Source organism: Mesorhizobium sp. 01N446, assembly GCF_056399285.1.
In genome coordinates this window covers 206,203-218,608 of the sequence record NZ_JBFTRA010000007.1, presented here as the reverse complement: position 1 = coordinate 218,608, position 12,406 = coordinate 206,203, and the positions used below count along the sequence as shown (strand labels likewise).

The 12,406-nt window shown below is 64.4% G+C and carries 11 protein-coding genes; 5 read left to right on the top strand and 6 right to left on the bottom strand.

All coding sequences use genetic code 11. The features are described 5' to 3' along the window. Window positions 1-76: 76 nt before the first annotated feature. Complete coding sequence (locus AC1DPX_RS24815; protein ID WP_477239973.1) at window positions 77-472, bottom strand: (R)-mandelonitrile lyase; 396 nt, start codon at window positions 470-472, stop codon at window positions 77-79. A gap of 246 nt (window positions 473-718) precedes the next feature. On the opposite strand from AC1DPX_RS24815, the gene AC1DPX_RS24810 reads away from it, so the two are divergent. From AC1DPX_RS24810 to AC1DPX_RS24800, 3 genes are all read left to right on the top strand, one after another. Next, window positions 719-2,248 carry a putative bifunctional diguanylate cyclase/phosphodiesterase gene (locus AC1DPX_RS24810; protein ID WP_477239972.1) on the top strand — a complete coding sequence of 510 codons (1,530 nt, stop codon included), beginning with the start codon at window positions 719-721 and terminating at the stop codon, window positions 2,246-2,248. A 199-nt stretch (window positions 2,249-2,447) separates the two neighbouring features. Further along, entirely contained in the window at window positions 2,448-4,499 is a 2,052-nt protein-coding gene (locus AC1DPX_RS24805; RefSeq protein WP_477239971.1) for an elongation factor G, read from the top strand. A gap of 842 nt (window positions 4,500-5,341) precedes the next feature. Continuing rightward, window positions 5,342-5,842: a methyltransferase family protein gene (locus AC1DPX_RS24800; protein WP_477239970.1), complete on the top strand. Its 501-nt coding sequence runs from the start codon at window positions 5,342-5,344 to the stop codon at window positions 5,840-5,842. 37 nt (window positions 5,843-5,879) lie between these two features. On the opposite strand, the gene AC1DPX_RS24795 is transcribed toward AC1DPX_RS24800, so the two are convergent. Beyond that, entirely contained in the window at window positions 5,880-6,776 is an 897-nt protein-coding gene (locus AC1DPX_RS24795) for a LysR family transcriptional regulator (protein ID WP_010911008.1), read from the bottom strand. Between the two features lie 90 nt (window positions 6,777-6,866). After that, window positions 6,867-7,841: a thioredoxin-disulfide reductase gene (gene trxB, locus AC1DPX_RS24790; RefSeq protein WP_202358310.1), complete on the bottom strand. Its 975-nt coding sequence runs from the start codon at window positions 7,839-7,841 to the stop codon at window positions 6,867-6,869. Between the two features lie 246 nt (window positions 7,842-8,087). Here trxB and AC1DPX_RS24785 point away from each other — a divergent pair, with 246 nt between their 5' ends. Together AC1DPX_RS24785 and AC1DPX_RS24780 are read left to right on the top strand one after the other, a co-directional pair. After that, the gene (locus AC1DPX_RS24785) at window positions 8,088-8,567 is read left to right on the top strand and encodes an Lrp/AsnC family transcriptional regulator (RefSeq protein WP_477239969.1); all 480 of its coding nucleotides are present in this window, start codon (window positions 8,088-8,090) and stop codon (window positions 8,565-8,567) included. 248 nt (window positions 8,568-8,815) lie between these two features. Beyond that, window positions 8,816-9,604 (top strand): glycosyltransferase family 2 protein, encoded by a 789-nt coding sequence (locus AC1DPX_RS24780; protein ID WP_202358308.1) that lies wholly within the window; start codon window positions 8,816-8,818, stop codon window positions 9,602-9,604. Window positions 9,605-9,619: 15 nt separating this feature from the next. On the opposite strand, the gene gmhB is transcribed toward AC1DPX_RS24780, so the two are convergent. The 3 genes from gmhB to rfaE1 are packed head-to-tail and all read right to left on the bottom strand — an operon-like array spanning window position 9,620 to window position 12,336. Next, a complete protein-coding gene (gmhB, locus tag AC1DPX_RS24775; protein WP_477239968.1) occupies window positions 9,620-10,273 on the bottom strand; it encodes a D-glycero-beta-D-manno-heptose 1,7-bisphosphate 7-phosphatase in 654 nt (217 codons plus the stop codon). Further along, the gene (locus AC1DPX_RS24770; RefSeq protein ID WP_477239967.1) at window positions 10,266-10,838 is read right to left on the bottom strand and encodes a D-sedoheptulose-7-phosphate isomerase; all 573 of its coding nucleotides are present in this window, start codon (window positions 10,836-10,838) and stop codon (window positions 10,266-10,268) included. The genes gmhB and AC1DPX_RS24770 overlap by 8 nt, the downstream gene beginning before the upstream one ends. 7 nt (window positions 10,839-10,845) lie before the next feature. Then, window positions 10,846-12,336 (bottom strand): D-glycero-beta-D-manno-heptose-7-phosphate kinase, encoded by a 1,491-nt coding sequence (rfaE1, locus tag AC1DPX_RS24765; RefSeq protein ID WP_477239966.1) that lies wholly within the window; start codon window positions 12,334-12,336, stop codon window positions 10,846-10,848. Window positions 12,337-12,406: the final 70 nt, after the last annotated feature.

Here is a 12,406-nt window from a genome sequence, read left to right as displayed (position 1 = left end):
AGCCATCTACGACGGCAGCGAACCGGCAGCAAACCTCTCGGCGCTGTTCCTCGGGTCGTTTCGGCCCGAATAGAACTCAGCCGCCATATTGCTCGCCGGAAACCGCTTCCAGCCAATCGGCATGGACGCCGTCGAGCGCTTCCTGCATGGCGATATGCGTCATCGCCGTCTTCGCCCCGGCACCATGCCAGTGCTTTTCGCCCGGCGAAAACCAGATCACGTCGCCTGCCCTGATCTCCTGGACCGGGCCGCCCCATGTCTGGGCAAGCCCGGCGCCCGAGGTGACATAGAGCGTCTGGCCGAGCGGATGTGTGTGCCAGTGCGTGCGCGCGCCCGGCTCGAAGCTGACCAGCGTCGCTCTCAGCCGCGCCGGCGCCTCCGCCTCGATGATCGGCGTCTGCAGAACCCGGCCGGTGAAGTATTTTTCCGGCGCTATGATGGTCGGCACGCTGCCGCAAGCAATGATCTTCATCGTCTGATCCTGGAACTGGTGGTGAAGCGACCGGCGGCAAACGCCGCAGCTCGTCGAGGCAAACACATTGTCGGCCGATATCGCCCGAGGCGCAACCGGCTGTTTGGCAGCCTGGCGGAAGAACCGGTTTTCTCTTCTTAACCATGAACCTTTCGCGCATGACGGCACGGGGCGAAACAACGGCGAATTCAATGTCTTCTTAACGGCTCGCCACTAGCCGTGAGCCCGCATTGCGGGGGCCGGCGGATGAGCATACTGGCGACGATCAAGGACCATAGCGGCCGGATCTATCGCGGCATCCAGGCCCTGCTTGTGCTCAGCATCGGCGCGGCCGCGCTCGGCGCTTTCGACATCTCGCACAACCTGCCTTCGGGCGTCGCCTTCGCCGTCTCGACCCTGGCCACCGGCCTTGCCTTGCTGGCGCTGATGTACATGCGCAGCAGCATCGTCCATCGCTTGCGCTCGGCAGCGGCGGCCGAAGCGGAGAAACATCATTTCCTGACCAGGGACGCCATGACCGGGGCGATGACCAGGCACTACTTCCTCGAAGCGCTGGGCGACAGCCTGGGCACGATGCGCGACCGGCGCGAGGCGACTTTGCTGTTGATCGACGTCGATCACTTCAAGCAGCTCAACGACACGTTCGGGCACCAGTTCGGCGACCTCGCTCTGGTCCACCTGGTCAAGACGTCGGAACGCGTCTTTGCCGGCGGCATGGTCGGGCGGCTGGGCGGCGACGAATTCGGCGTCATCATTCCGCATGGCGACCTCGGCGTCATCAACAAGGACATCAGGCAATTGCTCGATACGATGCGCGCCGGCAAATCGCATGAAGGCAAGACCATTCCGCTCTCCATCTCGGTCGGCGTGGCGCTGGCGCCAATCCATGCCTCCAACACGGCGGAGTTGATGCTGGTCGCCGACCTGGCGCTCTATGAAAGCAAGGCCGCCGGTCGTGGCCGCGTCACCGTGTTCGACGAGGAGATGCTGTCCGACAAGCGCTACCGGCGCCTGGTCGAGCGGGAGTTGCGCGCCGCGGTCTATCTGGGCGAACTCGAGCTGCACTACCAGCCGATCGTCAATCCGGACGGGTCCACCTGTGCTCTCGAAGGCCTGATCCGCTGGCGTCATCCGGTTCGCGGGCTGATCTCGCCGGCCGAGTTCATCCCCATCGCCGAACGCTCGACCCTGATCGACATGCTGGGCGAATGGGTGTTCAAGCGGGCTTGCGCCGATGTCGGCCATTTCCCCGGGCGCCGCATCTCCATCAATGTTTCCGGCGAGCAGCTGAAGCGCGACGAGATCGTCACCATGTGCGACCGCGTGCTGAAGGAAACCGGCCGCTCGGCGACACAGTTCATCATAGAGATCACCGAGACCGTGGCGACCGCCGCCACGCCGGAAATCCTGCGGCGCCTCGAAGCGTTGCGCGGTCTCGGCTTCCACATCGCGCTCGACGATTTCGGCACCGGCCATTGCGGCTTCAACTATCTGAAAACCCTGCCCATCGACAGCATCAAGATCGACCGTTCCTACATACGCAGTCTCGCCCACGATCAGGTGGCGCAGATCTTCGTGTCGGCGCTCACGCAGATCGCGCGCATCCAGGACGTCACCATCGTTGCGGAAGGCGTGGAGACGCAGGAGGAGTTCGCGCTGGCCAAGGCCGCCGGCTGCAACCGTTTCCAGGGCTACTTCTTCGGCATGCCGGCGCCGCGCGACAAGGTGGCGCCCTTGCAGGCCATCGATGCCGGACCCCTGGCGCTGAGCGCCTGAGGACACCGCACGGCAGCGGATTTCTATTTTCCTTGCCCTGCCGGCAAACAAGTGGGACGATGCTTCAGGGCAGGTGGCAACAGGAAAAGAACCCCGCCCGCGACGGTCGAACAGGCCGGCCGCCGCTCAGGACCGATTGACCACGCCTGAACCATGCAAGCAGTCGGTCCCTAGGGAAACGCCTGAGTGGAGGTCAGCCATGGGTACTCGCGCCGGAGGACGACGCACGGGACCGAAATGCATTGCCATAGTCGGTCCCTTTGCAAGCGGTAAGACGACACTTCTCGAAGCCATATTGGCCCGTACGGGCGCCATCCCCCGACAAAATCCCGTTTCATCAGGCAGCACTGTTTCAGACCATTCGCCGGAAGCGCGCGCGCACGCCATGAGCGTCGAGGCGACGATCGCCACCACCGAATTCATGGGCGAGCAGATCACCTTCGTCGATTGTCCCGGCTCGATCGAATTCTCCTTCGAGGCCGAGCCGGTGTTGGCCGCCTGCGACCTCGCGGTGGTCGTGGCCGAGGCCGACGAAAAGAAGATCCCTGCCCTGCAGCTCATCATGCGCAAGCTCGACGATCTCGGCGTGCCGCGCATCCTGTTCCTCAACAAGGTCGACAAGGCGATTGCGGGCGTGCGCGACACGCTGAAGATGCTGCAGCCGGCAAGCTCTGTGCCGCTCCTGCTGCGCCAGATTCCGCTGCGCAAGGACGGTGTCGTCATAGGCTCGATCGATCTGGCGCTGGAGCGCGCCTACATCTACCGCGAATATGCCGAAAGCGAGGTGGCTGAGATACCGGGCGACGACAAGGCGCGCGAACTGGAAGCGCGCTTCTCGATGCTGGAAACCCTGGCCGACCATGACGACCAGCTGATGGAACAGCTGCTCGAGGAAATCGAGCCGCCGAAGGATGCGATCTTCGACGACCTCGCCGCCGATCTGCGAGAAGGTATCGTGACGCCGGTGCTGATCGGCACCGCCGAGAAGGGCAACGGCGTGCTGCGCCTCTTGAAGGCGATCCGCCACGACGCGCCCGACATCGAGGCGACCCGCAAGCGGCTTGGCGCCCCGGACGGCGGCGCCACCATGGTGCAGGTGATGAAGACCATCCACACGCCGCATGGCGGCAAGCTGTCGGTGTCGCGCATCCTGTCCGGCCAGGTCGCCGATGGCTCCGAGCTCTGGCTGCCCGGCGGCGACACCGCCAAGGTTTCCGGCATCTACAAGATGCTCGGCAAGGACCAGTTCAAGCTCGCCACCGCCAAGGCCGGCGACACAGTGGCGCTCGGCAAGCTGGACGACGTCAAGACCGGTCAGACGCTGACCTCGGCCAAGGGCGGCACCAAACAGCTGTTCACGTTCGAGCCGCCGCAGCCGGTCTTCGCCTTCGCGCTCAGGCCAAAGGAACGCAAGGACGAGGTCAAGATGTCGGCCGCCATCCAGCGGCTGGCCGAGGAAGATCCGTCGCTCAGCCTGCGCCACAACCAGGACTCGGCCGAGACGGTGCTGTCGGGCCATGGCGAAATGCATCTGCGCGTCGTGCGCGAGCGGCTGGAGGGCAAGAACCAGATCCCGGTCGAAGGCCACGCGCCCGCGGTGCCCTATCGCGAGACGATCCGCAAATCGGCGCAGCAGCGCGGCCGCCACAAGAAGCAGTCGGGCGGCCATGGCCAGTTCGGCGATGTGGTGATCGAGATCAAGCCGCTGCCGCGCGGCTCCGGCTTCCAGTTCACCGACACCATCACCGGCGGCGTCGTGCCGAAGACCTACATCCAGTCGGTCGAGACAGGCATACGCGATTACCTGAAGACCGGCCCGCTCGGCTTCCCCGTCGTCGACGTCGCCGTCAACCTGTCGGACGGCTCCTACCATGCGGTCGATTCCTCCGACATGGCCTTCCAGATGGCGGCCAAGCTCGCCATGAAGGAAGGTATGGCCGCCTGCTCGCCGGTGCTGCTGGAGCCGGTTATGAAGGTCGAGATCGTCACGCCATCCGACGCGACATCGAAGATCATCGCGCTGATCCCGCAGCGGCGCGGCCAGATCCTCGGCTACGACGCGCGGCCGGGATGGCCCGGATGGGATGTCGTCGAGGCGACCATGCCGCAGGCCGAGATCGGCGATCTGATCATCGAACTGCGCTCGGCGACCGCGGGCGTCGCCAGCTATCGCGCCGCCTTCGACCATATGGCCGAACTCACGGGTCGCCTCGCCGACGAAGCGATGAATACCAACGGCAAGGCTGCCTGATTTCGCCGATTAGCCACTCTCTCCCCGTTCACGGGGAGAGATGTCCGGCAGGACAGTGAGAGGCGGCGCCAACGTTGAGGATTGTCGAAGTCCATGACGCGGCAGCAGCAATGCATGTCGCGTCAAAAGCAAAGCGCGGCTTGGACTGACAACGTCCACAGACACCAAAAACGACGCCCGGGGAGCCGGACGTCGTTTTGTTTGCGGACCGTTTTCTTGGGAGGGGAAACGGCAGGTCCGCCGCATGTACGGGCGCCGCTTTCGGCGGGAATAGGTTCGGACGCGGTAGCCGCCTGAGCCCGGGCCGTACGAGTGATGCCCCCATCTCCCGTCCGAACCACACCGCGTCCTGTGCTCTTCATAGCAGCGGAAGGCAGCGTTGTCATGTTACCAGAGGTTACATGACACTGTTACGTGGCAATTCTCGTGAAATTCTCAGCCATCCAGGCAGGATCCGGGCAACAAAAAAGCCGGATCAGTGAAGATCCGGCTGAGTTTGATTGGAAGTGCCTGTTAAGGCTAACCTCCAGAGGGGAACACTCGAGGGCGCTAATGGGAGGAGAACGCGCCCAGGAGATGATCTATATATCTGCTCTTCATGCCCAAGAAACAAGCATCTATTTTGCAACACACGCATGCAAAAAGACGCAGGCTGTGGTCTAACCCATTCAGAGAGCCAATAGGACCAGCAAAATCGCCGAAATCGGGCACGCGACTGGGTCATTGTCGTCATGAAAACGTCATTCCCGGCCGATTTTGCTCTCAAAAGCCGGAAACCGCCTGATGACCTGGAATCAGGCAGTGGCCGTTCAATTCTGAGGCAGCCAGGCGGGAAACACCCAATGCGTCCTTTTTCAGCGATTGCCGGCAGCGGCATTTTCCTGATCGCAGCGCCAGGTGTGGTTGCCGGACTTGTCCCCTGGCTGCTCAGCGATCGCTGGGGCTTGCCGTGGTCCACGGTGCCGGGCTTCGTTCCTGCCGGCGGCATCCTCATCGTCGCCGCTGCCGTCGTCCTGCTGCAGGCCTTCGCCCGCTTCGCGCTCGAGGGGCTGGGCACGCCTGCCCCTGTAGCGCCGACGGAGAAACTGGTGATCGGCGGCATCTACCGCCATGTCCGCAACCCCATGTATGTCGCCGTGCTGTCGATCATCCTCGGCCAGGCGCTGCTGTTCTCGAGCTGGACGCTTGTCGCCTATGCCGTCATCGGCGCTGTCGTCATGAGCTCCTTCGTCAGGCTCTACGAGGAACCGACGCTCGCCAGCCGCTACGGCGCCGACTACGAAACCTACCGCCGCAACGTCCCTGGCTGGCTGCCACGCCTGACGCCATGGCGGAGCGAATAGGCCGCCGCTCACCGCTGCTGCCGTTGATCGCCTTGGGCTAGAAGGACCAGCTGCGCGCCTTGGCAATGATGAAGTCGCGGAACACGTGCAGCTTGGCTTGGTTCTTCATCGCGTCGGGATAGGCGAAATAGGTGTCGAAGGACGGCACCTCGGTTTCCGGCAAAAGCTGCACCAGGCCGGAATCCTTGTTGATCACATAGTCAGGAAGCATGGCGATGCCGGCGCCGCCCTGCACCGCGCGTTTAATCGACAGGATGTCGTTGATCTGCAGCGACGGCACGCGCTGGCCGCCCTCGAAATCGCCGACCGTCTCCAGCCAGTTCAGCTCCGACAGATGCGACGGCACAGGCAGGCCGAAGGTGACGATGCGGTGGTTCCTCAACTCCGAGACCGAGGCCGGCTTGCCATGCTTGGCGACATAGGAGGGCGCCGCATAGAGGTGGAAATGCACGGTGAACAGGCGGCGCTGGATCAGGTCCGGCTGCTGCGGCTGGCGCAGCCGGATGGCGCAATCGGCCTGGCGCATGGTGAGGTCGAGCTCCTCATTGGCGAGGATCAGCTGCAGGCTGATTTCCGGATAGAGTTCGATGAACTCCTGCACCCGTTCGGTCAGCCAGCCGGCGCCGAGGCCGACGGTCGTCGTCACGCGGAGCACGCCGGAGGGCCGGTCCTTGGTCTCGGTCAGGCGCGACTTGATGGTCTCGAGCTTCATCAGCACGTCATGCGCCGTGCGGAACAGCATCTCGCCCTGCTCGGTCAGCACCAGGCCGCGCGCATGGCGGTTGAACAGCGGCACGCCGACATCGTGCTCGAGCGCACTGACCTGCCGCGAGATCGCCGATTGCGACAGGTGCAGCGTCTCGGCCGCGTGCGTAAACGACCCCGCTTCCGCCGCAGCGTGAAACACGCGTAGCTTGTCCCAGTCCAACGCCATGATTCCCCTCGTTCTGTTTGGCGTCTGAATGAAAAATCAGGCTTTTACACGGCGTTTCTAAGCCGTTTTTTTAACTGTTTAAAGTGGCCCTTATTCCGCGGCTTCGCGATGCACCTCGATGCCGGCCAGATACTTTTCTGCTTCGAGTGCCGCCATGCAGCCGAGCCCCGCCGCCGTCACCGCCTGGCGGTAGACATCGTCGGTCACGTCGCCGGCCGCGAACACGCCGGGCACGTCGGTGCGGGTCGAATCCGGCGCCGTCCACAAATAGCCATTCGGCTTCTGCTTCAGCTTGCCGACGAACAGCTCGACCGCTGGCGCATGGCCGATCGCCACGAACACGCCGTCGACCTTGAGGTGGCTTTCGGCGCCGGTCACCGCATGCTTGAGCTTCAGCCCCTCGACCGACGGCGGCAGCGGCGCCTTGCCGGGGCGGCCAGTGATCTCGTCGACCACCGTGTCCCAGATGACGCGGACATTGTCCTTCTGCAGCAGCCGCTCGCGCAGGATGCGCTCGGCGCGGAAGTCGCTGCGCCTGTGGATGACCGTGACGCTCTTGGCGAGGTTCGACAGATAGAGCGCCTCCTCCACCGCCGAATTGCCGCCGCCGACCACCGCGACATCCTTGCCGCGGTAGAAGAAGCCGTCACATGTGGCGCAGGCCGAGACGCCGAAGCCCATGAAATCCTGCTCGGTCGGAATGCCCAGCCACTTGGCCTGCGCGCCGGTGGCGATGATCAGCGCGTCGGCGGTGTAGGTGGTGCCGGAATCGCCCTTGGCGCGGAACGGCCGCACGTTGAGGTCGACCTCGGTGATGATGTCGTTGATGATATCGGTGCCGACATGTTCGGCCTGCTTGAGCATCTGTTCCATCAGCCACGGCCCCTGGATGGGATCGGCGAAGCCGGGATAGTTCTCGACGTCGGTGGTGATCATCAGCTGGCCGCCCTGCTGCAGGCCGGCGACCAGCATCGGCTTCAGCATGGCGCGTGCGGCATAGACCGCCGCCGTGTAGCCGGCCGGACCGGAACCGATGATAAGAACAGGTGCGTGCTTGGTGGTCATCTAGAACCTCTGCGGGGCGGACAGTGCCTTGGAAAAAGACGTGGAATTCGCGCTTAATGTAAGGGTTGCCAACCACGCCAGCAAGACGAACGGGCCGTCGTCCCCGGAAAGCTTCGGCCCAAGCGTTATTCGCGTGATCGCCGCTTTCGTTACCGTCCAAAAATCGCGTTGATAAGGGCTGGCGCCAACACAAAAGTCGTTTAATTACAAAATTGCGAAAGATTCTTGCGCCGAGCTGAGACAGCCATGCCCCTGAAAGCCGACCTCGACGCCATCGACTGGAAGATCCTGCGCGAGCTGCAGGCGGACGGGCGCATGACCAATGTCGAGCTGTCGAACCGCGTCGGCATTTCGGCCCCGCCCTGCCTGCGCCGGGTCAAGCGGCTGGAGGAGGCCGGCATCATCCGCGGCTACCGCGCGCTGCTCAATGCGCCGGCGCTCGGCCTCGATGTCGTCGCCTTTTGCCTGGTCGGCCTGCACCATCAGGCCGATGCCGAACTGCGCACCTTCGCCGAGCGCACGCGCGGCTGGCCGATCGTGCGCGATGCCTGGATGGTCTCGGGCGAATCCGATTTCCTGCTGCACTGCGTGGCAAGCGACCTCGGCACCTTCCAGACCTTCGTCATCGAGGAGCTGACCTCGACGCCGAACGTCGACACTGTGCGCACCGCGCTCACCATCCGCCGGGTCAAGGATGAAGGCCTGGTTTCCTTCGAGCGCACCTGAGGCCTGGTGAACGCCCGTGCGCCGGCGAATTCCTGCCTTCGCCACACCGCCGCCGCGTTGGTATTCGACAGACGCTGATGTACAAGGCTGGACGGCTCTGCCGGACTTCGCCGCTTGACTGACCGCTTGATTGGTTTCTCAAGCAATTCCAGGGAAAGTGTGTAACGGTTTTCCGCGCGGATTTGCTTTGGGAACAGATGGCGAAAGCAGCGTTGCTCTGGGGGGGGGCCTGCCATGGGAAGGGGACCATGACTCGATTTGCAAGCCCGGTCTCGGCGCTTATCATCTGCGTGAACGAGGCCGACATGATCGGCCCGTGCCTGGAAAGCATCGACTTCTGCGCCGAGATCATCATCGTCGATTCCGGTTCGACGGACGGCACGATCGAATGCGTCGAAAGCTACATCGCCAAGGGCTACCCGATAAGGCTGCTGCGCAATGACTGGCCGGGTTTCCCCCGCCAGCGGCAATTCTCGCTCGACCATGCAACCCAGCCCTGGTGTCTTTCGATCGACCCGGATGAGCGCGTCGACGACCAGCTGCGGCAGTCGATCGTGGCCATCACGCAAGGCTCCGACAACAAGATCAGCGGCTGGTACATCCGCCGCCGTGACTGGCTGAAGGGCTACGGCTACGCGCACCGCTGGGTGCTGCACAACAGGCTGATGCGGCTTTTCCGCAGGCAGGGCGCCACCATCGATCTCACCGCGCGGGTGCACGAAGCCTTCCACGTGCCTGGCGAGACCGGCACGATCCAGGAGGGTGTCCTGCTGCATCGCCGTGAAATATCGGTCGAGGAGGATCTCGCCCGGGCCAACGCCTATTCAAGCCTCAAGGCCGTCACGCTGGTCGAGAAAGGCAAGAAGCCAGGCCTGGTGCGGCTGGTGCTGTCGCCGTTCGGCAACTTCCTGAAATTCTACCTGGCCAAGCGCTACTTCCTGTGCGGCCGACACGGCTTCGTCTACTCGATGTCGGTGATGATCTATTCCTTCGCAACCGAGGCAAAACTCTACGAGGCCTCGGATGATCCTGCGTGAGCTCTCAGGCCTGGGTCAGGATCGGTCGGCCCGGCCGAGCGCTTCAATGGCTGCGATGAGGTCACCGAGGTCGCCGCTGTCCCGCAAGGGCCTGATGGCGAAGCCGGGCTGAACCGCCGCCTCGCCGTCGACCAGCCAGCCCTGTGCCAGACCGGCGCGCTTTCCCGCCTGCATGTCGGCGAGCTTGTCGCCGACGATCAGCGAGCGCTGGAGATCCAGAGCAAGGCGTTTGCCCGCCTCGGCCAGCATGCCCGGATTGGGCTTGCGCATCGGGTGATCCGATATGGCGAGCGGCCCGACACCGGCCTCGTGGTACGCGCAGGCGAGCACCATGTCGACAGACACGCCGTGATCGCCCAGCAGCTCAAGCACGCGGCCATTCACCGCCGCAAAGACGCTCCAGTCGAAGTAACCGCGCGCAATGCCGGACTGGTTGGTGACCACGACAACCGGGATTCCGGCCCGATTGGCGGCCGCGATCGCCGGCAGCATCTGCGGCCTGAGCACAATTTCGGCCGGGTCGCTGGGATAGTCGGTGTCGACGTTGATGGTGCCGTCGCGGTCGAGGAACAGCGCCGGCAGGTGCGGCGGGAGGGCCCGGCCGCCGATGCGCTCGACCCACAGGCCCGGCTCGGTCAGCTTGTTTGGCGTCCCCGTCTTGTCAGCCATTCGACAGGCGCGCTTCGACCACTTCGCAGAGGTGATGATAGAGGCACAGATGCCCCTGCTGGATGATCGGCGTCGAGGTCGAAGGCACGTTGAGCAGGATATCGCACAGCGGCTTGAGCTTGCCGCCGGTGTCGCCGGTCAGGCCGATCACCGTCATGTCCATCATCCGCGCCTGTTCGGCGGCGGCGAGGATGCTCGGCGAATTGCCGCTGGTCGAGATCGCCAGAAGCACGCCGCCGGCCGACCCATGTGCCTCGACCTGGCGCGAGAACACCGTGTCGAAGCCGTAATCATTGCCCCAGGCGGTCAGCACCGCGGCATTGGCCGGCAGCGCGATGACATTGTAGGCCTTGCGCTCCTTGAGGAAGCGGCCGACCAGTTCGCCGGCGATATGGATTGCATCGCTGGCCGAGCCGCCATTGCCGGCGATCAGCAAGGCCTTGCCCGATGAAAGTGCCGCCACCACGGCGCTCGCCGCCCGCTCCATCTCGCCGGTCAAATCGCGCTCGACCATCGCCGTGATCGCGGYCGCCGAGCGGACCAGATAGTCGTTCAGTTCAGACATGAAACCCTCAGCTTGTAGAGCCGGCGCGCAATTTGCCGATGGTGCCGGTGGTGCTCTTGCCGGCGACGAGATCGACCAGCACGACGCGCCCGCCGGCCTTCTGCACCACATCGGCGCCGACCACGGTGTCGATCGTATAATCCGCGCCCTTGACCAGGATGTCGGGCAGCAGCGCCTCGATCAGCGCCAGCGGCGTGTCCTCCTCGAAGACAACGACGGCATCGACCGAGGCGAGCGCGGCAAGCACGCAGGCGCGGTCATGCTGGTCGTTGACCGGGCGGCCCTGCCCTTTCAGCCGCCGCACCGAGGCATCGCTGTTCAGGCCGAGCACCAGCCGGTCGCACTGGCTGCGCGCCGCGTGCAGCAGGCTGACATGACCGGCATGGAGGATATCGAAACAGCCATTGGTGAAACCGACGCTCAGGCCCTCTTCCTTCCAGGCCGCCACCATGCGCGCGGCCGATGCGGCATCGAGGATGGCATCCTTGTGGGCGGTCGGTCCGTGCGAGCGAAACAGCGCGCCCGTGAGTTCCTCGACCGTCAGCCGCGCGGTGCCGCGTTTTCCCACCACGACGCCGCCGGCGGCATTGGCAATCGAGGCCGCAGCGACCGGATCGGCGCCCGACGCGAGCGCCAGCGCGAAGGTCGCGATCACCGTATCGCCGGCGCCCGAGACGTCGAACACTTCGCGTGCCTGGGTGGCGATGTGGCGCGCCTCATCCGGGCCGACCACGCTCATGCCCTTTTCACTGCGGGTGGCGACGACAAAGTCGAAGCCGTGGGCCGCTATCAGCTCCCGCGCGGCCGCGACGATCTCGTCATCGGCGAACACCGCGTGGCCGACGGCCTCGCCAAGTTCCTTGCGGTTGGGGGTGATGGCGGTCGCGCCGGCATAGCGCGCATAGTCGCGGCCCTTGGGATCGACCAGCACCGGCTTGCCGGCCTCGCGGCAAATGGCGATCAGCTCGGCGGCGACGCCATCGAGCAGGATGCCCTTGCCGTAATCGGACAGGATGACGATGTCGGCTCCCGCGAGTGCTGCACGGAAATGTCGGACCAGCTCCGCCCGCTCAGCCTCGTCCAGTGGCTTGATCTCTTCCTCGTCGAAGCGCAGCACCTGCTGGTTGAGCGCGCTGAAGCGGCTCTTCGAGGAGGTCATGCGGCCGCGCTGCTGCGAAAGCCCCGCTGTCTCGGCGCCAAGCTCGCCGAGCATGCGCACCAGGCTGTCGCCGGCCGTGTCCGTGCCGATCACCGAAACCGGAATGGCCCGCGCGCCAAGCGAGACGATGTTGGCCACGACATTGCCGGCGCCGCCCATGGCCGAGGTCTCGCCACGCCCATGCAGCACCGGGATCGGCGCCTCAGGCGAAATCCGCTCGATGACGCCATTGACGAAGCGGTCGAGGATAAGGTCGCCGACCACCAGCACGGTGACGCCGCCAAAGCGGGCAATGGCGCGGTGCAGGGGTTCGGGAGAAGGCGGATTGTGCTTGATCATATCACTGGCAACGCGCGGGGAAAAACAGTCGCTGAAACATATAGGGTGCCGACAGGCGGTCGTTCATGCC

Excerpts from the sequence above, each read along its gene's own strand:
- gmhB (WP_477239968.1), bottom strand. The coding sequence starts at position 10,273 with ATGGCTGACAAGACGGGGACGCCAAACAAGCTGACCGAGCCGGGCCTG.
- AC1DPX_RS24780 (WP_202358308.1), top strand. The coding sequence starts at position 8,816 with ATGACTCGATTTGCAAGCCCGGTCTCGGCGCTTATCATCTGCGTGAAC.
- AC1DPX_RS24795 (WP_010911008.1), bottom strand. The coding sequence starts at position 6,776 with ATGGCGTTGGACTGGGACAAGCTACGCGTGTTTCACGCTGCGGCGGAA.
- AC1DPX_RS24800 (WP_477239970.1), top strand. The coding sequence starts at position 5,342 with ATGCGTCCTTTTTCAGCGATTGCCGGCAGCGGCATTTTCCTGATCGCA.
- AC1DPX_RS24815 (WP_477239973.1), bottom strand. The coding sequence starts at position 472 with ATGAAGATCATTGCTTGCGGCAGCGTGCCGACCATCATAGCGCCGGAA.
- AC1DPX_RS24810 (WP_477239972.1), top strand. The coding sequence starts at position 719 with ATGAGCATACTGGCGACGATCAAGGACCATAGCGGCCGGATCTATCGC.
- AC1DPX_RS24785 (WP_477239969.1), top strand. The coding sequence starts at position 8,088 with ATGCCCCTGAAAGCCGACCTCGACGCCATCGACTGGAAGATCCTGCGC.
- rfaE1 (WP_477239966.1), bottom strand. The coding sequence starts at position 12,336 with ATGATCAAGCACAATCCGCCTTCTCCCGAACCCCTGCACCGCGCCATT.
- AC1DPX_RS24805 (WP_477239971.1), top strand. The coding sequence starts at position 2,448 with ATGGGTACTCGCGCCGGAGGACGACGCACGGGACCGAAATGCATTGCC.
- trxB (WP_202358310.1), bottom strand. The coding sequence starts at position 7,841 with ATGACCACCAAGCACGCACCTGTTCTTATCATCGGTTCCGGTCCGGCC.